Annotated in this window: 20 protein-coding genes, 1 tRNA gene and 1 pseudogene; 12 read left to right on the plus strand and 10 right to left on the minus strand. The window is 67.9% G+C overall.

The window, feature by feature from the left end:
• The first annotated feature begins 275 nt into the window (after positions 1–275).
• The 3 genes and pseudogenes from ACWAUG_RS10430 to ACWAUG_RS10440 all read left to right on the plus strand — a co-directional run bounded on the left by ACWAUG_RS10430 (position 276) and on the right by ACWAUG_RS10440 (position 2,258).
• Positions 276–1,452 (plus strand): annotated as a pseudogene (locus ACWAUG_RS10430) (alcohol dehydrogenase catalytic domain-containing protein).
• 27 nt (positions 1,453–1,479) lie between these two features.
• Complete coding sequence (locus ACWAUG_RS10435; protein ID WP_460802368.1) at positions 1,480–1,710, plus strand: hypothetical protein; 231 nt, start codon at positions 1,480–1,482, stop codon at positions 1,708–1,710.
• Between the two features lie 2 nt (positions 1,711–1,712).
• Positions 1,713–2,258 (plus strand): Dps family protein, encoded by a 546-nt coding sequence (locus ACWAUG_RS10440; protein ID WP_460802369.1) that lies wholly within the window; start codon positions 1,713–1,715, stop codon positions 2,256–2,258.
• Between the two features lie 107 nt (positions 2,259–2,365).
• Here the strand turns inward: ACWAUG_RS10440 and ACWAUG_RS10445 are convergent.
• The 4 genes from ACWAUG_RS10445 to ACWAUG_RS10460 all read right to left on the minus strand — a co-directional run bounded on the left by ACWAUG_RS10445 (position 2,366) and on the right by ACWAUG_RS10460 (position 5,034).
• A tRNA-Arg gene (locus ACWAUG_RS10445) sits at positions 2,366–2,440 on the minus strand.
• Between the two features lie 38 nt (positions 2,441–2,478).
• Positions 2,479–2,976, minus strand: coding sequence for an HNH endonuclease (locus ACWAUG_RS10450; RefSeq protein WP_460802370.1), 498 nt, complete (start codon positions 2,974–2,976; stop codon positions 2,479–2,481).
• Positions 2,977–3,269: 293 nt separating this feature from the next.
• Entirely contained in the window at positions 3,270–4,097 is an 828-nt protein-coding gene (locus ACWAUG_RS10455) for a M23 family metallopeptidase (protein WP_460802371.1), read from the minus strand.
• 232 nt (positions 4,098–4,329) lie between these two features.
• Positions 4,330–5,034 (minus strand): metal-dependent transcriptional regulator, encoded by a 705-nt coding sequence (locus ACWAUG_RS10460; RefSeq protein WP_298040756.1) that lies wholly within the window; start codon positions 5,032–5,034, stop codon positions 4,330–4,332.
• 100 nt (positions 5,035–5,134) lie between these two features.
• On the opposite strand from ACWAUG_RS10460, the gene serC reads away from it, so the two are divergent.
• Positions 5,135–6,247 (plus strand): phosphoserine transaminase, encoded by a 1,113-nt coding sequence (serC, locus tag ACWAUG_RS10465; protein WP_298040754.1) that lies wholly within the window; start codon positions 5,135–5,137, stop codon positions 6,245–6,247.
• An 83-nt stretch (positions 6,248–6,330) separates the two neighbouring features.
• Here the strand turns inward: serC and ACWAUG_RS10470 are convergent, their stop codons facing one another.
• Positions 6,331–6,885: a DUF3027 domain-containing protein gene (locus tag ACWAUG_RS10470; RefSeq protein WP_460802372.1), complete on the minus strand. Its 555-nt coding sequence runs from the start codon at positions 6,883–6,885 to the stop codon at positions 6,331–6,333.
• Positions 6,869–7,249 (minus strand): cold-shock protein, encoded by a 381-nt coding sequence (locus tag ACWAUG_RS10475; RefSeq protein WP_460802373.1) that lies wholly within the window; start codon positions 7,247–7,249, stop codon positions 6,869–6,871. Before ACWAUG_RS10475 ends, ACWAUG_RS10470 begins: the two co-directional genes overlap by 17 nt.
• 95 nt (positions 7,250–7,344) lie before the next feature.
• Between ACWAUG_RS10475 and ACWAUG_RS10480 the strand changes: the two genes are divergently transcribed.
• From ACWAUG_RS10480 to ACWAUG_RS10490, 3 genes are read left to right on the plus strand one after another with little or no spacing between them, the layout of a single operon-like run.
• Entirely contained in the window at positions 7,345–7,620 is a 276-nt protein-coding gene (locus ACWAUG_RS10480) for a multidrug ABC transporter ATPase (RefSeq protein WP_460802374.1), read from the plus strand.
• 1 nt (position 7,621) lies between these two features.
• The gene (locus ACWAUG_RS10485; protein WP_460802375.1) at positions 7,622–9,340 is read left to right on the plus strand and encodes a helicase-associated domain-containing protein; all 1,719 of its coding nucleotides are present in this window, start codon (positions 7,622–7,624) and stop codon (positions 9,338–9,340) included.
• Positions 9,341–9,386: 46 nt separating this feature from the next.
• A complete protein-coding gene (locus ACWAUG_RS10490; RefSeq protein ID WP_298040745.1) occupies positions 9,387–11,030 on the plus strand; it encodes a DNA repair helicase XPB in 1,644 nt (547 codons plus the stop codon).
• Here ACWAUG_RS10490 and ACWAUG_RS10495 read toward each other — a convergent pair.
• Positions 10,991–11,944, minus strand: coding sequence for a lysostaphin resistance A-like protein (locus ACWAUG_RS10495; protein WP_460802376.1), 954 nt, complete (start codon positions 11,942–11,944; stop codon positions 10,991–10,993). The two genes, ACWAUG_RS10490 and ACWAUG_RS10495, sit on opposite strands and share 40 nt — an antisense overlap.
• Before the next feature lie 118 nt (positions 11,945–12,062).
• On the opposite strand from ACWAUG_RS10495, the gene ACWAUG_RS10500 reads away from it, so the two are divergent.
• A complete protein-coding gene (locus ACWAUG_RS10500; protein ID WP_298040741.1) occupies positions 12,063–13,226 on the plus strand; it encodes a sensor histidine kinase in 1,164 nt (387 codons plus the stop codon).
• The gene (locus ACWAUG_RS10505) at positions 13,214–13,864 is read left to right on the plus strand and encodes a response regulator (protein WP_460802377.1); all 651 of its coding nucleotides are present in this window, start codon (positions 13,214–13,216) and stop codon (positions 13,862–13,864) included. The genes ACWAUG_RS10500 and ACWAUG_RS10505 overlap by 13 nt, the downstream gene beginning before the upstream one ends.
• Positions 13,865–13,883: 19 nt before the next feature.
• Here ACWAUG_RS10505 and ACWAUG_RS10510 read toward each other — a convergent pair whose 3' ends face one another.
• A complete protein-coding gene (locus ACWAUG_RS10510; RefSeq protein WP_298040737.1) occupies positions 13,884–14,015 on the minus strand; it encodes a hypothetical protein in 132 nt (43 codons plus the stop codon).
• 146 nt (positions 14,016–14,161) lie between these two features.
• Between ACWAUG_RS10510 and ACWAUG_RS10515 the strand changes: the two genes are divergently transcribed.
• The 3 genes from ACWAUG_RS10515 to ACWAUG_RS10525 all read left to right on the plus strand — a co-directional run bounded on the left by ACWAUG_RS10515 (position 14,162) and on the right by ACWAUG_RS10525 (position 16,994).
• Complete coding sequence (locus ACWAUG_RS10515) at positions 14,162–14,848, plus strand: response regulator transcription factor (protein ID WP_298040736.1); 687 nt, start codon at positions 14,162–14,164, stop codon at positions 14,846–14,848.
• Between the two features lie 18 nt (positions 14,849–14,866).
• On the plus strand, positions 14,867–16,579 hold the full coding sequence (locus ACWAUG_RS10520; protein ID WP_298040735.1) for a sensor histidine kinase: 1,713 nt from the start codon (positions 14,867–14,869) through the stop codon (positions 16,577–16,579).
• A 124-nt stretch (positions 16,580–16,703) separates the two neighbouring features.
• Positions 16,704–16,994, plus strand: coding sequence for a WXG100 family type VII secretion target (locus ACWAUG_RS10525; protein WP_298040734.1), 291 nt, complete (start codon positions 16,704–16,706; stop codon positions 16,992–16,994).
• Positions 16,995–17,048: 54 nt separating this feature from the next.
• On the opposite strand, the gene groL is transcribed toward ACWAUG_RS10525, so the two are convergent.
• Complete coding sequence (gene groL / locus ACWAUG_RS10530) at positions 17,049–18,668, minus strand: chaperonin GroEL (protein WP_460802378.1); 1,620 nt, start codon at positions 18,666–18,668, stop codon at positions 17,049–17,051.
• Between the two features lie 111 nt (positions 18,669–18,779).
• The gene (locus ACWAUG_RS10535) at positions 18,780–19,355 is read right to left on the minus strand and encodes a LytR C-terminal domain-containing protein (protein ID WP_460802379.1); all 576 of its coding nucleotides are present in this window, start codon (positions 19,353–19,355) and stop codon (positions 18,780–18,782) included.
• Positions 19,356–19,363: the final 8 nt, after the last annotated feature.

A 19,363-nucleotide genomic window follows, 5' to 3' on the forward strand; every position in this document is an offset into this window, starting at 1 on the left:
CTCCAGGCGCTGCCCGACAGCTTGCAGGCCGAGCTCGTCAAGGCGACAGAAGGTGGTCAGATCGGGCGCGGCAAAGGTAGCGTGGAACACGTCGAGGTCTTTCCGGTGGACAGCGTAGGAACTTCCATCCTGGAAGACCTCGACCCCTATCCACCAATCGCCGCGCGCACCCCGACTACACCTTCAATTACGAAGAGCCGGTTTTGTCAACCCGGTACGCCGCACATCCCGATCGCGCCATGCTGGCACGGACGACGAGACGGAGGAACATCACGATGAGGGCATTGACCTGGCAAGGAACGCGCAAGGTGGAGATCTCGGAAGTGGCGGATCCCACCATCGAGCAGCCGACGGATGCCGTCGTCCGCATCACGTCCTCGGCGATCTGCGGCTCCGATCTTCACCTGTACGAGCTGCTGGGACCGTTCCTGGATCGCGGCGACGTCCTCGGCCACGAGCCCATGGGAGAAGTCGTGGCGATCGGCTCCGAGGTGACGCAGCTCGCCGTCGGCGACCGCGTGGTGATTCCCTTCACCATCGCCTGCGGGCACTGCTTCATGTGCCGGCGCGGCCTGCAGTCGCAGTGCGAGACCACGCAGGTGCGGGAGTACGGCAGCGGCGCCGCCCTGTTCGGATACACCAAGCTGTACGGCCAGATCCCCGGAGGGCAGGCGGAGTACCTCCGAGTGCCCCTCGCCGACTACAACCACATCCGTGTCGGGGCGGAGCTCCCCGACGACCGGTACCTGTATCTCAGCGACATCCTGCCCACAGCCTGGCAGGGCGTGCAGTACGCCGAGGTCCCCGAAGGCGGAACTCTGGCCGTGCTGGGTCTGGGGCCCGTCGGCCAGCTCGTATCCCGTACCGGCGTGCACCGGGGGTATCGGGTGCTCGCCATCGAGCCGGTCGCCGAGCGCCGTGCCATGGCGGAGCACCGCGGCATCCTCACCTACGACCTCACCGATTCGGTCGTCGACGAGATCCGAGACCTGACGGAAGGACGCGGGGCGGACTCGGTCGTCGATGCCGTCGGGCTCGAGGCGCACGGGTCGCCCGTTGCGAAGTTCGCGCAGCAGGCAACGGGGCTCTTGCCTGATCCGGGTCGCCCAGAAGCTGCTCGATCGCGCGGGAGTCGACCGGCTGGCAGCCCTCCACGCCGCCGTCGATCTCGCTCGACGCGGCGGAACGATCTCCCTCAGCGGTGTTTATGCCGGCGATGCGGATCTCATGCCGATGAAGACGATGTTCGACAAGCAGTTGAGCCTGCGCATGGGCCAGTGCAACGTCAAGCACTGGGTCGAAGATGTGATGCCGCTCATCGAGGAGCCTGCCGACCCGCTCGGAGTGATGGACCTCGCCACTCACCACGCGCCTCTCGACGATGCCCCTGAGCTGTACGAGACCTTCCAGCAGAAGGAGGACGGCTGCATCAAAGTCGTCCTGCACCCCTGACCGAATACGACCGAACGGAGAGCCATCATGAGCGATCCCGCCCCGAGCACCGGTGCCGACCCCACCGAACCGGCACCGCCGGACTCCGACGAGATGCCCTCGACCGAGGAGCTCCAGGAGCCGAGCACCGAGAAGGAGCCGGAGGAGGCTCCGACTGCGCCCGAGCGCGCGGAACCCGAGCCCAGCCACGAAGCCGTGGGCATCGGCATCATCGGACGCCCGCAGGTCGAACCCGAAACCATCCAACGAGAGGAATGACCATGGCCACCACCGCGAACACGACGAAGAACAAGCGCCGTCCCGCCCGGGGCGCGCGGCTGACCGACGAGCAGAACGCCGAGAGCGGCTTCACCGCGTCGAAGAGCCTGAGCGACAACCTGCAGAAGGTGCTCGTCGACCTCATCGAACTGGCGTCGCAGGGCAAGCAGGCGCACTGGAACGTCGTCGGAAAGAACTTCCGCGACACGCACCGCCAGCTCGACGAGATCATCGACGCGGCTCGCGGCTTCAGCGACACGATCGCCGAGCGGATGCGCGCCCTGCACGCCGTTCCGGACGGACGCAGCGACACCGTCGCGGAGACGACCTCGTTGCCGGAGTTCCCAACCGGGGAGATCTCGACGACCGATGTGGTCGATCTCGTCACCGAGCGCCTCGAAGCGACCGTGGGAACCTGCCGCGACGTCCATGACGCCGTCGATGAAGAGGATCCCACCAGCGCCGACATCCTGCACGAAGTTCTCGAGAGCCTCGAGCAGTTCGCGTGGATGGTCAGCGCCGAGAACCGGGTGCCGACGACCAGGTGATCACAGGGTATGCTTGATCTCGATAGGCGGAACTTCTCATCCGTCTCGCCCCGGCCGTGTGGTAACGGTCGGGGCTTTTTCGTTCCCGCGAATCCTGTGCTGCTGATTGGTGCCCCTGGAGGGACTCGAACCCCCAACCGTTTGCTTAGGACGCAACTGCTCTTCCATTGAGCTACAGAGGCTGGCAAGACCAGTCTACCCAGTGATCCACCGCTCTCGGCTACGCCGCGAGCGCCAGGTACGGCTCCCAGCACGGGTCGCTGCGCTCGGTTCCCCGCACCGTCCAGCTGCCGCTGCGCGGTGGCTGCGGGATGGTCCGCAACTCCCAGCGCATCTCCTGCGGAGTGCGATCGCTCTTGACGTTGTTGCACCGCAGGCAGCAGGCGACGAGGTTCTCCCACGAGTCCTTGCCGCCGCGCGAGCGCGGCATCACGTGATCGATGGTGGATGCCGGGCTGCCGCAGTACCCGCAGCGGTGGTCATCGCGGCGCAGGACGCCCCGACGGGTGACGGGCACGCGGCGGCTCATCGGCACACGCACGTAGCGCGTCAGGATGATGACGGCGGGACGGTCATAGGCGCCGCCCGCAGCCCAGACGGGGTCGTCCTCCACCCGTTCGATCACGGAGGCCTTGTCATTCATCACGAGCACGAGGGCTCGTTTGAACGAGACCACCGCGAGCGGTTCGTATCCGGCGTTCAGGACCAGTGTGCGCATCGTCGTCATCCTCTCGATCCGCCGGGACGGCTTCCCGGCACTCTCGACTCACACGACGTCACGCGGATGAAAGCGCTCCGCAGGGACGAAAAAAGGCGCTGTCTTTCCAGACAGCGCCTTCAACACGCGAACAGCTCCGTGCATCCCTGCGGGCAATGCCGAAGGACGTAACGACCGAGCGCATCCATGGTGCGGATGCACGGTATTCGTTCCATCGGCTTTCTCCCGTCCGTGCGACGACGGGTTCAGGTTAGCCCATGAAGCCGATGAATACGGGAACGACGGGTGAACACTCAGCCGGCGTTGGCGGCCAACCAGCCGATGGGCTCGACGAGACCGCCGTTGACGCGAACCTCGAAGTGGAGGTGGTTCGCGGTCGATCGTCCCGTACTGCCGACGAAACCGATGAGCTGACCGGCTGCGACCTGCTGGCCGACCTGCACCTGGCGCGACCCGTAGAGCATGTGCCCGTAGACGGTGGAGACGACCTGGCCGCCAACAACGTGATCGATGAAAACGCCCACCCCGTAGCCGCCGACGCTCTCGGTCGAGACGCGGACGGTGCCGGCCGCTGCCGCGTAGATCGGGGTTCCGGCCGGTGCCAGCATGTCCGCGCCCTCATGGGCGCCGCCGAGCGTGCGGCTCACGCTGTAGGAACCACGCGGAAGCGGGTATCGGACTTCTCCGGAGCCGGGTGAGACGAGAGCGTAGTTGCCGACGTCGAAATTGCTGGTGGATGCCGTCGAGGCGGAAGCGGCCGCAGCTGCTGCTGCACGCTTGGCAGCAACCTCTTCGGCCTTCTTCTTCTCGATTTCGGTCGCGCTCGTCGCGTCGTACGTGCCGCGATCGAGCGGTGCGGCGGTGGCCTCGGAGGCGACGACCAGCGACTGGGCGTCATCGACAGCGAGCTGCTGCAGAGTCGCCGTCGTATCGCCGGGGATGCCCGTGGCCGCGTAGGCGGGAAGCGCCACAGCGGCGACGAGAGCGCCCACGGCTCCGAAGATGGCGATCGAGCGCAACGGCTTGACCATCTTGCGAGCGCCATCGCGGGGTGCCGCGGCGCGCTTGCTCTTCAGGATCTCTTCAGATGTCTTCGCGGTCTGCTCGATGTCAGCGGCCAAAAGTTGATCCTCCTGCGCCTGGGCGCTCGGGTGCGCTGGCTCGTCGGCACTCTGCTTCTCGTGGCACTAGCTCGGGGTACTTTGTGCGATCTGACCGCGAGGGTGACGAGCCTGAAAGGCAACCCCCGCGGGTATGCCGCCCACGGTATTGTCCGTTGGCGACCTGTCCGAGGTTACCGGAAGATAACGATCCTGTCACCCTCAGTTCCTGACAATCACCCAAAAGCCCCGTTCAGGCGGCGTCGGCGACGAGGAAGATGTGCGATGCGAGCTCGACCGGAAGCTCGAGCCCTTCATCCTGTCCGTCGATCTGGATGAGGACGTATCCCTCGTTGTAGCGGTACGTTCCGTGCGCCCCGGGCATGACGCCGGCGTCGCGCAGCTGCTCGAGCAGCTCGGGGTCGACCTGGGCGGGTTCGGCGAGTCGGCGGACCGTACCGTCGATCTCCTCGGCGCCGCTCGCGTTCAGCTTCTGGACGAGGCCGATGACCCCCTCGTCGAAGGTCCGTGCGGCGACATCGCCGAGCTGGTCGAGGCCCGGGATCGGGTTGCCGTAGGGCGACTCGGTGGGATGTCCGAGCAGCTCGACGAGGCGGCGCTCCACCTGCTCGCTCATGACGTGTTCCCACCGGCAGGCCTCTTCGTGCACATAGGCCCAGTCGAGACCGATGACGTCGGAGAGCAGGCGCTCCGCGAGACGGTGCTTGCGCATCACGTCGATCGCCTTCCGCCGGCCCGACTCGGTCAGCTCGAGGGTGCGATCCTCGGAGACGATGACGAGTCCGTCGCGCTCCATGCGTCCCACGGTCTGCGAGACGGTCGGGCCCGAGTGGCCCAGTCGCTCCGAGATGCGCGCGCGCAGGGGCACGATGTTCTCCTCCTCGAGCTCGAGGATGGTGCGGAGGTACATCTCCGTGGTGTCGATCAGATCGGTCATGCTGCCTCCGAGGGTTCTTAGGCAAGCCTACCTACTCGCGCGGACGCTCGCCTCGGAAGACATGCATTCGCTCCGGCATCCGCACCCCTAGAATCGACCCATGGTGATCGAGATTCCCCGTGACCTCCTGCCCGTCGACGGCCGTTTCGGCTGCGGTCCCTCCAAGGTTCGAGCCGCGCAGCTCGAAGCCCTGGTCACCTCCGGCGCGAGCATCCTCGGCACGTCCCACCGTCAGGCCCCCGTGAAGAACCTCGTCGGCAGCGTCCGCGAGCAGCTCTCCGCGCTCTTCCGTCTACCCGAGGGCTACGAGATCCTGGTCGGCAACGGCGGCTCGAGCGCGTTCTGGGATGCCGCGGCCTTCGGCCTCATCGAGAAGCGCAGCCAGAACCTCACCTTCGGAGAGTTCGGCGGCAAGTTCGCCAAGGCCGCCGGCGCCCCCTGGCTCGAGGCGCCCGATGTGCGCTCCGCCGAGCCTGGCTCGCTCGTCGGGGCAGAGATCGTCGAGGGGGTCGACGTCTATGCGTGGCCCCACAACGAGACGTCCACGGGCGTCGCGGCTCCGGTTCAGCGGGTCGCCGCCGACGGCGCCCTCACCGTCATCGATGCGACCAGCGCAGCCGGCGGCATCGACTTCGACATGGCGCAGGCCGACGTCTACTACTTCGCCCCGCAGAAGAACCTCGGCTCCGACGGCGGCCTGTGGTTCGCCGCGGTGTCGCCGGCCGCGATCGAGCGCATCGAGAAGATCGCAGCATCCGGTCGCTACATCCCCGAGTTCCTCAGCCTGAAGAACGCCGTCGACAACTCGCGGCTGAACCAGACGCTGAACACTCCGGCGCTGACCACCCTCCACTTGCTCGACACGCAGCTGCACTGGATCAACGACAACGGCGGCCTCGCCTGGGCCGGTGCCCGCACGGAGGAGTCCTCCCAGCTGCTCTACGACTGGGCCACGGCCTCGTCGGTCGCGACGCCCTTCGTGCTCGACCCGGCGCACCGCTCCCCCGTCGTCGCGACGATCGACTTCGACGACAGCATCGACGCCGCCGCCATCGCGAAGACGCTGCGCGCCAACGGCATCGTCGACACCGAGCCCTACCGCAAGCTCGGCCGCAACCAGCTGCGCATCGCGACCTTCGTCTCGATCGAGCCGGACGACGTGCGCCAGCTGATCCGTGCGATCGACTACGTGCTCGAGAACACTGCTTCCTGAATCACGGATATGAGAAGAGGGCCGGCATCCGCCGGCCCTCTTCTCATATCCGCTTCCCGCCAGATCGGCCGGAAGACGTCAGGTCATTCTTCTTCGTCGGATGCGTCGTCCGAGGGAGCGCCCTCGTCCGAGTCCTCGTCTTCGTCTGCCGTGGAATCATCGAGCTCATCGATGTCGACGCCGTCGAGATCACCGGCGTGGAGCAGATCGCCCACGCCGTGCTCGTCGTCAACATCGTCCTCATCGACGTCGTCGTGGTCATCGCCCGATTCGTCGTCACCGGATGCCGCTTCTGCGGCCGCCTGCTCCACGAGCTCGGCCTGGTGGGCGCGGTACTCTGCGAGGCGCTCCGCCCACGGCACCCACTCGGGCGCGAGCAGGGCGCCCTCGTTGGGCAGCAGCTCGACCTCGAGAACGGTTGGATCGGAGTCCTCGACGCGGGCGAGCGTCACGGTCCAATACCACCCGGGGTAACCGGGGAGCCTGTTCTCGAAGCGCAACGAAACCGAGCCGTCGTCTTCGAGCAGGTATCCCGCTGCCGGGCCGATCGTGCTGGATGGCGTGATCTCGCGCAACGCCGCCAGGGCGACGTCGTGCGCGCCGATGAGTGCGGCGTCGGGCTCAGGCTTCGAGGTCATCAGCGACCTTCCGCAGTACAGCGGCGATCTTGCGCCCCTGCCCCCCGGAGGGGTAACGGCCGCGGCGCAGGTCGCCGCCGATCCCGTCGAGGAGCTTCACGAGATCCTCGACGATGATCGCCATGTCATCGGCCGGCTTCCGTTTGGCCTTGGAGAGGCTGACGGGGGCCTCGAGGACCCGCACGGACAGCGCCTGAAGACCCCGCTTGCCGTCGGCGACGCCGAACTCGACGCGGGCGCCGGTCTTCACCGTGACGCCGGCGGGCAGCGACGAGGCGTGCAGGAAGACATCCTGACCGTCGTCGCTGGCGATGAAGCCGAAGCCCTTCTCATCGTCGTAGAACCTGACCTTGCCGGTGGGCATGGGAGAACCTCGCTGTGTGCTGATGCTGTCGTACTCCGCGCATGCGCGCGATCATCACCCAGCCTACCCGGGTTCGAGGGGCTAGGCTGAGACGGATGAGCACGAAAAAGACCACCGCGGACGTCGCCGTTCGTCGGGTCGACCGAATCCTCGCTTTCACGGCGCTGACGCTGGCTGCGCTGTCCGTCATCTGCTTCTTCGCCATCATCTTCGGAAGCGCGGCGGGCATGACGCAGGAGGCCTTCACGACGGGCATCTGGCCCGCGGTCGTCGCGATCCCGCCATTCGGCCTGCCGCTCGCCTTCGTCCTGATCATCACGCTGCTCGTGATGAGCTTCGTGCGCAAGGGTCGCGCTGCCCAGCAGTCCTGACATGAGCACGCATGCCCGCCCGCTCGCTGTGTGGTTGGCTGCTGCGCCCGATTGGCAGCTGACCGAACTCTTCCGTGCGCGCGGAATCAGCGCGGAGGCCCCCTGGTCGGATTTCTTCGATGCGGCCGAGGCACTCCTGGATGCGAGCTCGATCGAGCGGATGCTCCCCCAGCTCACCGCCCGCGAAGCACACGCGCTGCGCCTCGCCGCGACCGGCGACGACGCGGGTGCGGCATCCGACGACCTGATCTCACTCGCGCTGTTGCGTGCCGACGGAACTCCTCCGGCGCCGGTGACGGAGTCGGTGCTCGCTCGACCGCTCCCCGATCCGATCGCGTCGTCCCTCGATCCCGCCGCCGCTGACGACGACGCGGCGCACGCCGCCGAGCGCGCTTTCACGAGTGTGGCGACACTCGCCGATGTGCTACTCATCACCCGTGATGCGCCTCTCGCACTGCTCACGACCGGCGCGCTGTCAGCCGGAGAGCGGCGGCGCCTGAACGAGATCGGCGTGAGCTCCGACATCATCGACGACCTGCTCGTGCTCGCCGCGGAGTCCGGGCTGACTCGCGCCGCGGCCCGGCGCGTGCGGCTGACAGAGGCCGGCGAGGCTTGGTTGCGCTTGCCCGCCTCGATGCGTTGGGCGCACCTTGCGAATTCCTTCCGCGATGCGCTCCCGCGGGGGCTGCGCACGCCCTCCGGAGGATGGCCTCCGATGAGCTCCTGGCCATCGCAGCACCCCTGGGATCCGGCCTGGGCCGAGCGCAGCGAGCAGCTGCGCGAGCGCGCCCGATTGCTCGGCCTCGTCACCGACGGAGGCGCAGAGCCTCCGTGGGCCACGGCCCTGCGCGAAGGCGGCACAGCCGATGCCGCCGAGCTGCAGCGGCTGCTGCCAACCGAGGTCGATCGCATCTTCCTGCAGAACGATCTTTCGGCGATCGCACCGGGCCCGCTGGAACCGGCTTTGGACGTTCGTCTGCGCGGGATCGCCGCGCGGGAGTCCGCCGCACAGGCCTCGATGTACCGGTTCACCGCCGAGTCGGTCGCCCATGCACTGGCCCTGGGCGAGACCGCGCCGGAGATCCTCGATTTCCTGGGCCGGATCTCGCTGACGGGGATTCCGCAACCCCTCGAGTATCTCGTGATGCAGACCGCGCAGCGCCACGGGCTCGTGCGCGTGTCCACCGACGAGGACGGCGACGGCGCACGGGTCGCCAGCAGCGACCGGACGCTCCTGGACGCGATGTCCGTCGATCAGGGGTTGCGCCCCCTCGCCTTCGCCCGCGATGGCGACGCTCTGACGTCCCGTGTGAGCCGAGACACCGTTTACTGGTCGCTCACCGATGCCCGATACCCGGCGACGATCGTGGACTCCGAGGGCCGACCGCACGTCATCGATCGGCACCCGGCACCGCCGGAGGAGCCCTCGGAGCCCCTCTCCTACGAGGACCTCATCGCACGGCTGCGCGACCACCAGGGCCCCGATGCGGATGCCGCCTGGCTCGACCGCGAGCTCGAAGCCGCCGTCCGCGCGAAGGCGGTCCTCGCCATCGAGATCGGGATGCCCGACGGGTCAACGCGCGAGCTCATCCTCGAGGCGAGCGGGCTCGGCGGGGGCCGTCTGCGGGGCCGGGATCGCGCCGCCGATGTCGAACGCACACTGCCTGTGCGCAGCATCCGTTCCGCCCGTCTCGTCGAACCGGCCGGGGACGATTCCTGAACCGTTCCGGGGCCGAGCACCGGGTGAGCCGCTAGACTGGCCTGCTATGTCTGATGGCCCCCTGATCGTCCAGAGCGATCGCACCGTCCTGCTCGAAGTCGCGCATGCCGATGCCGAGACCGCGCGCCACGAGCTGGCGATCTTCGCCGAGCTCGAGCGCGCGCCCGAGCACATCCACACCTACCGCATCACCCGTCTGGGTCTGTGGAACGCGCGGGCCGCCGGGCACACCGCCGAGGACATGCTCGAGACCCTCGACCGCTTCTCGCGCTTCCCCGTACCGCCGTCGGTGTCGGTCGATCTGCGCGAGACCGTGAACCGTTACGGGCGCCTCGTCATCGAGCGCGATGACGAGGGCACGCTGCTGCTGCGCTCGAACGACGCGGCGGTGCTCTCGCAGGTCGCGAACAACAAGCGCGTGCAGCCGCTGCTCATCGGGCATCCCTCCCCCGACAGCTTCGTGATCGATGCCTGGGCCCGCGGACAGATCAAGCAGGAGCTGCTGAAGATCGGCTGGCCCGCGGAGGACCTCGCCGGCTACACACCCGGCACCCCGCACGAGATCGAGCTGGCCGAGGACGGCTGGCAGATCCGTCCCTACCAGCAGGATGCCGTCAGCGCGTTCTCGAAGGACGGATCCGGCGTGGTCGTGCTCCCGTGCGGCGCGGGCAAGACCATCGTCGGAGCCGGGGCCATGGCCGCGACGAAGACGACGACACTCATCCTCGTGACGAACACCGTCTCGGCCCGCCAGTGGCGCGACGAGCTGCTCAAGCGCACCTCGCTCACGCCGGAGGAGATCGGTGAGTACTCGGGGCAGTCCAAGGAGGTCAAGCCGGTCACGATCGCGACCTACCAGATCCTCACCGCGAAGCGGAAGGGCGAGTACGCCCACCTCGCGCTGCTCGACGCGCTCGACTGGGGACTCATCGTCTACGACGAGGTGCACCTGCTCCCCGCCCCGGTCTTCAAGCTCACCGCCGATCTGCAGGCCCGTCGCCGCATCGGCCTGACCGCGACGCTCGTACGCGAGGACGGCCGCGAAGGCGATGTGTTCAGCCTCATCGGGCCGAAGCGGTTCGACGCGCCGTGGAAGCAGATCGAGGCGCAGGGCTTCATCTCCCCCGCAGCCTGCTACGAGGTGCGCGTCGACCTGCCGCCAGACGAGCGAATGGAGTACGCCGCCGCCACCGATGAGGACCGCTACCGAATCGCCGCCTCCGCACCCGCGAAGATCGATGCGGCGCGCGAACTCATCGCGAAGCATCCCGATGAGCAGATCCTCGTGATCGGCCAGTACCTCGACCAGCTCGAGACGCTGTCGCAGGCGCTGAACGCCCCGCAGATCACCGGAGCGACGCCGGTCGATGAGAGAGAGCAGCTCTACCAGGCGTTCCGCGAAGGTACGATCCCCGTGCTCGTCGTGTCGAAGGTCGCGAACTTCTCGATCGACCTGCCCGAGGCATCCGTCGCGATCCAGGTCTCCGGGTCGTTCGGCTCCCGGCAGGAGGAGGCCCAGCGCCTCGGACGACTGCTGCGCCCGAAGAAGTCGAACCACACGGCGAGCTTCTACACGCTCATCGCCCGTGACACGGTCGATCAGGACTACGCGCAGAACCGCCAGCGCTTCCTCGCCGAACAGGGGTACAGCTACACGATCCTCGACGCCGAAGACCTCGACGCAGCCTGAGGCCGCTCTGCACCACCGCGCCGCGCGACGATCGCGGCGTAGACGAGCATCATGATCACGCTCGACACGAGTCCGATCGGCGTGCCCTCGGTCGCGTTGCCGTCGACGAGCGAGAAGGATGCCATCACGAAGATGAGCACGTTGTTGGCGATGTGCATCGCGATCGCGGCCTCGAGGCCGCCCGTGCGCCAGCTCAGCCAGCCGGCGATGATCGCGAAGGCGGCGATGTCGAGGGAGCCCCAGATGTCGTAGCCGTGGCCGAGCACGAACAGCGGCACGGGCAGAAGGATCGCGAATGCCGGATGCCGCAGCCACCGGCCGATGAGCTGCATGAGGTACCCGCGGAAGACGTACTCCTCGGCCGCGGCCTGGAACGGCACGAGCAGCACTACGAGGATGAGCATGGCCGGGATGCCCGGATGCGTCGCTTCGAAGACGATGGGTTCCCCTCTGAGCGCATCGAGGCCGAGGGATGCCGCGAAGAAGGCGGCCATGATGACGAAGGCGACGACGAGCGTCCGCCCGAGCAGCGACCAGCGGATCCGCCCGGCCACCGACCACAGCATCCCGACGCCGCGTCCCTGCACGATGCGCGAAGCGGCGAGCAGCGCCGGGATCATGAGGATGAGCGGCACCACGAGCAGCACGAACAGCCCCGGCTGATCGAGGTCGAACCACGCATCGGTGACGAGCATGCTCTCGACGACCCGATCGACCGCCGGTACCTCGAAGGCGACGATCATGAGGCCGATGAACAGGATCGCGATCATCGCGGCGTAGAACGCGAGGGCGAGCACGCCGGTCAGCAGCGGCTGCCACCAGGTGCGCCGGGCCCGGGCGAGGGCCAGGCGGTGGTAGGGCAGCGGAGCGGGCACGGCTGCGGCGACCGGCTCGGGGAATGCGGAAGTACTCATGCATCCATCGTCTCCCGCGACTCCGGCCGCATGCATCGCGCTGAGGTATGGTTCCCCGAGCCCGGGGTCATCCTTTCGGTGGAGGGGACCGCCGAGACGGCTCGCCTACGCTGGATGGATGCTCCCTGCCGCCGCCGAATCCACGCGTCACGGCTGGTGGGGCCGCACCTGGCGCATCGCCCTGCTCGCGGTCGCCGGCCTGCTGTGCGCTCTGTTCGTTTATGGCTCCATGCTCGAGTCGGTGCCGATTGACTCCCCCGCAGCCGATGCGATGGCGACGCGGATGCTCGCAGACCTCGCCATCGGGATCGTCGCGCTCGTGCTCGTCGGCCTCCGGCACCGGATGCCGCTGCTCGCACCGTGCCTCGTGATCGCCGCATCCGGATTCTCGGCGTTCGCGGCCCCGGCCGCGGCGGCTCTACTGATCTCGGTCGCCGCCCGCCACCGCCGGCGCGACCTCATCCTCGCCGCCGTCCTGTTCTTCATCGCCGGGTACATCTCCGCGGTCCTCGATCCGCTCGCCGAGCAGATGCCGTTCTGGCAGCTCGTCGTCATGATCGCCATCGTCGAGGCCGCGCTCATCGCGATCGGACTCTTCATCGGCGCCCGTCGGCGGTTGCAGGTCGAGCAGGTGCGGTCGATCGCCGCCGAGCAGACGGCGCAGATCGAGCGCGCGCAGCGTCAGGAGCGCAACCGCATCGCCCGCGAGATGCACGATGTGCTCGGCCACCGGCTGTCGCTGATCGCGGTGCACGCAGGCGCCCTCGAGTACCGCGACGATCTCACGCGCGAGCAGACCGCCGAGGCGGCATCCGCGATCAGGGAGAGCTCGCACCGGGCGCTCGAGGACCTGCGCGATGTGCTCGGCGTTCTGCGCAGCGATACCGGGGCCGAGGCCGAGAGCGGACCGCAGCCGCGCGCCCAGGATCTGCCGGCCCTCATCGAGACCGCGCGCGCCACCGGCACGGCCATCCAGGTCGACGCACTCGAGACCGACACCATCCCCGATGGCACGGGACGCCAGCTCTTCCGCATCGTGCAGGAGCTCCTCACCAACGCACGCCGGCACGCGCCGGACTCCCCGGTGCGGCTGCGTCTCACCGCGGGCCGCAGCGACGGCATCCGTCTTGTCGTGCGCAACGCGCGCACTGCGCCCCGCGGCGGCGACGGTTACGGGCTCACCGGCATCGCCGAACGGGCGCAGCACGCCGGCGGCGCGATGACCGTCGACGACGGCGACGGTCACTTCACCGTGGAGGTGGTGCTGCCGTGGCCGATGTGAGCGTGCTTCTCGTCGACGACGAGCGCCTCGTGCGGATGGGACTGCGGTTGCTGCTGGACGGCGCCGACGGCATCCGTATCGTCGGCGAGGCCACCGACGGCCTCGACGCGATCGCCCTCGCACGGCGCCTGCGCCCCGACGTGATCCTCATGGACATCCGGATGCCGCATCTCGACGGGATCCGCGCCGCCGAGCGCATCCTGCATGAGGCACCGGATGCCCGGATCATGATGCTCACCACCTTCGACGCCGACGCCCAGGTGCTCGGCGCGCTCGAGAGCGGCGCCGTCGGATACCTGCTGAAGGACACCCCTCCCGCCGAACTCGTGTCGGCCGTCCTCGAGGTCGCAGCGGGCCGCATCCGCCTCTCCCCGTCGGTCGTCGCGCAGGTCATCGACGCTGCCACGAACGGGCGCGAGAGCGGACGGCGACAGGCCGCGCAGGAGCGCCTCGCACGCCTCAGCGCGCGCGAGCGGGAGATCGCGGATGCCGTCGCCCTGGGTCTCAGCAACGCCGAGGTCGCCGCGAAGCTCTTCCTCAGCATCGCGACCGTGAAGACGCACGTGGGGCGCATCATGGACAAGCTGCCCGCGCAGAACCGCGTGCAGATCGCGATCTGCGTGCACGACGCGGCCTGATCGCGCGCCTTCGTCCCGATCAGTCCTTTGCGCTGGGCGCCGTGCCGCAGCGCCAGCACAGTGCGCCACAGTGGTCGAGCATCGCTCCGCACTCGGGGCACACCTTCGACAGCCAGCAGGCGGAATCGCCGCCCATGTCGTCATCGCTCATGCGGCCAGGCTACTCCCGGCAGCCATTCCCGATACCCCGGAAACCGCATCCGGAACCCCCTCACCGCCGAAGCCGCGATCCACGGGAGTTGCACCACTCCGCAAGACAATCAGCCACTGCAGGGCCGAAGTCACCATAATGGGGTCATGACTGACGCGCGCATCCTTGTCGTCGACGACGAGCCCAACATCCGCGACCTGCTGTCCACGGGCCTGAGCTTCGCCGGTTTCTCGGTGAAGACGGTCGCGAACGGCGCCGCCACGATCTCCGCCGTCCTCGAAGAGGAACCGGACCTCATCATCCTCGATGTGATGCTCCCCGATATGAACGGGTTCAGCGTCACCAAGCGCCTGCGCGGTGCGGGCTTCACCGCCCCGATCCTTTTCCTCACCGCGAAGGACGACACGCAGGACAAGATCGAGGGGCTGAACGCCGGCGGCGACGACTACGTCACCAAGCCCTTCGCCCTCGACGAGATCGTCGCCCGTGCACAGGCGATCCTGCGACGCACGATGCAGGCCGACGAGGAGTCGATCATCCGCGCGGGCGAGCTGTCGATGGATCAGGACACGCACGACGTCTCCGTCGGCAAGGAGCCCATCGAGCTGAGCCCGACCGAGTTCAAGCTGCTGCGCTACCTCATGCTCAACCCCAACCGTGTACTCTCCAAGGCCCAGATCCTCGACCACGTATGGGAGTACGACTTCAACGGGGACGCCGGCATCGTCGAGAGCTACATCTCCTACCTGCGCCGCAAGATCGACCCGTTCACCGACGAGTCCGTCATCCAGACCAAGCGCGGCTTCGGCTACATGCTCAAGGTCGGCAAGTAACCCGGGGAAAGGGCGCTCATGGCCCACAAGCCTGACGCCGTCACCTCCTGGTGGCGACGGATCAGTCTGCGCGCGAAGGTCACCGGCGTCACGGTCGCCGTCCTCGCGCTCGGGCTGCTCGTCGCCGGCATCGGCACGGTCCCACTGCTGCGCAACTCGCTCGTCAGTAACATCGATGCCCAGCTTCCCGCGCTCCTCACGAGCGACCTCGCGAGCAGGTGGTTCGACATGGAGGTCGTCGACGGCTCGCTGACCGTGACCGGTGCAGAGACCGCTCCGCGCTCGGCGGACTACTTCTTCGCCGTCTACTCCGCCGACGGCACCTTCCTCGCACAGGCCGGCGGCGCTGCGCAGCTCGAACCGCCCATCTTCCCCGACACGATGACGATCGCCGAGGCCCACGCCCAGGAGGAGCAGACGCTCACGCTCTCGGGCGCAGACGGATCGAGCTTCCTCGGATCCGTGGTCGTCAGCGACGGCCCCGGCGGAACGCTCTACGTGCAGTACGTCGCGCTCCCTCTCGAAGAGGCCGACCGCATCATCGGCCAGTACTTCGCCGTGTACATCCCCGTCGCCCTCGGCACGGTCCTCGTCGCGGCTCTGCTGATCCGAGGACTCGTCACCCTGACCTTCCGACGCCTCGGCCAGGTGGAGTCCACCTCGATGCTCATCGCCTCCGGCGACTTCAGCCAGCGTCTCACCGACCTCGAGCCGACCACCGAGGTCGGCCGGCTCAACTTCGCGATCAACACCATGCTCGACCGCATCGACCAGTCGATCGCCCAGCGCGACCGCACCGTGCAGCACATGCGACGCTTCATCGGCGATGCCAGCCACGAGCTGCGCACACCGCTGGTGAGCGTGCGCGGATACGCCGAGCTGTACCGCATGGGGGCGATCCGCGGCGAGGAGGACACCGCGCGGGCCATGGAGCGCATCGAGAAGGAGGCGATCCGCATGGGCGTGCTCGTGGAGGACCTGCTCGATCTCGCGCGCCTCGATGAGGAGCGCGAGCTGCACATCCAGCCGCTCGACCTGCGTCCGATCGCCCGTGACGCCGCGCTCGACCTGCGTGCGGCCGCCCCGCGCCGCACCATCACCGTGATCGACCGCACGCTGGATGCGACGCCGACCGGCTCGATGCCGCGCTTGAAGCCTCCGGCACCCGAGACCGTGTCGACGCCGCTGGCCAAGGCCCGTACCGGCGCGCTCAGCCGACTGCGGCGCAAGCCCCGCAACGCCGATCAGCTCATGCCGCAGATCGACTTCTCCGAGGCCGAGGACACCCCGGTGCGCACACCGCCGATCATCCTCGGCGAGGAGAACAAGGTTCGTCAGGTGATCACGAACCTGCTGGGCAACGCACGGCGATTCTCGGCCGAGGACAGCCCCCTGGAGCTCGTGATCGACTCGGACCGCATGGCCGGCACCGGCAGCATCGCCATCGTCGACCACGGCGAGGGGATCCCGCCGCAGATCCGCGAGCAGATCTTCGAGCGCTTCTGGCGCGCCGACACCTCGCGGGCCCGCGAGACGGGCGGTTCCGGACTCGGCCTCGCGATCGTGGCATCCATCGTCTCGGCGCTGCGCGGCAGCGTGAACGTCGATGAGACGCCCGGAGGCGGTGCGACATTCACCGTGACCTTCCCCCTCGCCCCCGCGCAGTCCACGCCCGAGCACCTGCTCGAGGACACGCAGCCTCTCGACCGTCTGGACCTCGACGGCCTGTGACCGTGAGGGCCACTCGTCCTCCACGGGCGCCCGCTCCGGCCGTGTTCTCCCCCGAGCCCGGCATCCGGGCAGCACCCGGCCAGCGCACGCTCCTACCGTGGGAACTCCGAGAAGAGGAGAACCCATGTCCGTCTACACCGTCGACACCGAAGCCGTCTTCGCCGCCAACGGCGCAGCCCGCGCCACCATGGAGCGACTGCGCAGCGAATCACAGGCGCTGAAGGCCCAGCTCACCCAACTCCAGTCCTCCTGGACCGGTGCCGCATCCCTCGCCTTCCAGGGCTGCAGCGACCAGTGGAGCGCCGCACAGCTGCACGTCGAGCAGGTGCTCGATTCCATCGGCATCGCACTCGGATCCGCTGCGACGCAGTACTCCGACGCCGATCAGTACTCGGCCAGTCTGTTCCGGCAGTGAACGAAAGAATGCCCCGGCCGCAAGGCCGGGGCATTCTTTCTGCTGGATCTGAACTCAGAAGTCCATGCCACCCGTCGGGTCGCCGGCCGGAGCCGCGACCTTCTCGGGCTTGTCTGCGACGACGGCCTCAGTCGTGAGGAAGAGACCAGCGATGGACGCGGCATTCTGCAGAGCCGAACGCGTGACCTTCGCGGGGTCGATGATGCCCGCTGCGAACATCTCGACGTACTCGCCCGTTGCCGCGTTGAGGCCCTGGCCGCCAGGCAGCTCGGAGACCTTGTGCGCGACGACGCCCGGCTCGAGGCCGGCATTCAGGGCGATCTGCTTGAGCGGAGCCGAGATCGCGACGCGGACGATGTTCGCGCCCGTGGCCTCGTCACCCTCGAGCTCGAGCCCGTCGAGAGCCTTGGTGCCGGCCTGGATCAGCGCGACGCCACCACCGGGGACGATGCCCTCCTCGACGGCAGCCTTCGCGTTGCGGACGGCGTCCTCGATGCGGTGCTTGCGCTCCTTGAGCTCGACCTCGGTCGCGGCTCCGGCCTTGATGACGGCGACACCACCGGCGAGCTTCGCCAGGCGCTCCTGCAGCTTCTCGCGGTCGTAGTCGCTGTCGGTGTTCTCGATCTCGCGACGGATCTGCGTGACGCGACCCTCGATCAGGTCGCCGTCGCCGGCGCCTTCGACGATCGTCGTCTCGTCCTTGGTGATGATGACCTTGCGAGCACGGCCGAGCAGGTCGAGCGTGGTGTTCTCGAGCTTGAGACCGACCTCTTCGGTGATGACCTGACCACCCGTGAGGATCGCGATGTCCTGCAGCTGGGCCTTGCGGCGGTCGCCGAAGCCGGGAGCCTTGACGGCGGCCGACTTGAAGATGCCGCGGATCTTGTTGAGCACGAGAGTCGCGAGAGCCTCGCCCTCGACGTCCTCGGCGATGATGACGAGCTCCTTGCCGTCCTGGATCACCTTGTCGACGACGGGGAGAAGATCCTTGATGTTGGAGATCTTCGAGTTGGCGATGAGGATGTAGGGCTCCTCGAAGACCGCCTCCTGGCGGTCGGGGTCCGTCACGAAGTACGGGTTCAGGTAGCCCTTGTCGAAGCGCATGCCCTCGGTGAGCTCGAGCTCGGTGCCGAAGGTCTGCGACTCCTCGACGGTGACGACACCTTCCTTGCCGACCTTGTCGATCGCCTCGGCGATGAGCTCGCCGATCGAGGAGTCAGCGGCCGAGATCGATGCCGTGGCGGCGATCTCTTCCTTGGACTCGATCTCCTTGGCGCTGGCGAGCAGCTCGGCGGTGATGGCCGCGACCGCCTTCTCGATGCCCTTCTTCAGGGAGATCGGGTCAGCACCGGCCGCGACGTTGCGCAGGCCTTCGCGCACGAGCGCCTGGGCGAGGACGGTCGCGGTGGTGGTTCCGTCACCGGCGACGTCATCGGTCTTCTTGGCGACCTCCTTGACGAGCTCCGCGCCGATCTTCTCGTACGGGTCGTCCAGCTCGATCTCCTTGGCGATCGAAACGCCGTCGTTCGTGATCGTGGGAGCGCCCCACTTCTTCTCGAGCACGACGTTGCGACCGCGCGGGCCGAGGGTCACCTTGACAGCGTCGGCGAGGATGTTCAGGCCGCGCTCGAGACCGCGACGGGCCTCCTCATCGAAAGCGATGATCTTTGCCATGAGTTTTGTCGTCCCTCCTGGACGTAGACGTTCTGTTTAGCACTCACAGTACGAGAGTGCTAACGCCCATTCTGGCACTCGACCCCAGCGAGTGCAAGCCGCGGAGGGAGACTATTCGACGGTTTCCTCATCGGACTGCGGAGCGCTGCTCGCGCGGTCGAGGCCGACGACGATGACGAGCTGCTTCAGCTCGGGATCGTTGGGGTCGGCGTAGAAGTCGCTCTGCTCGATGCGCGCGCCGCCGATCAGATCGGCCAGGCCCAGAGCGGCGAGTTCGTCATCCTCGGATACGTAGTAGACGGTCGTCTCCGGGAAGTCCTCCGCACCCGTGCTGCCCGAGCTCACGTCCTCCGCCGGCCAGCCCCCGTTGATGACGGTGTCGCGCAGTTGGACCTCGAGGCCCTCCTCGGAGGTGGCGTTGAGCACGAGCACCGAATAGCTCGTGTCGACGACGCCGGTCTCCTGCGGCGCGGGCGCAACGGTCGGCTCGACCTCGGGCGACAGGACGATGCGTCCCATCAGGACGAGCGAGACGAAGATGCCGACGACCACGATGACGAGCGCGGCGACGACCGACCACAGCAGAACGACCCAACCGTTCATCCCCGGGGCTTCGGCGCGGTGCGCTCCGACGCGTCCGGGCGAACGGGGAACATCATCGAAACGGTCTCTGTCGGGCTTGGGCACCCGTCGAT

It is taken from the genome of Microbacterium sp. GXF6406 (genome assembly GCF_054798215.1).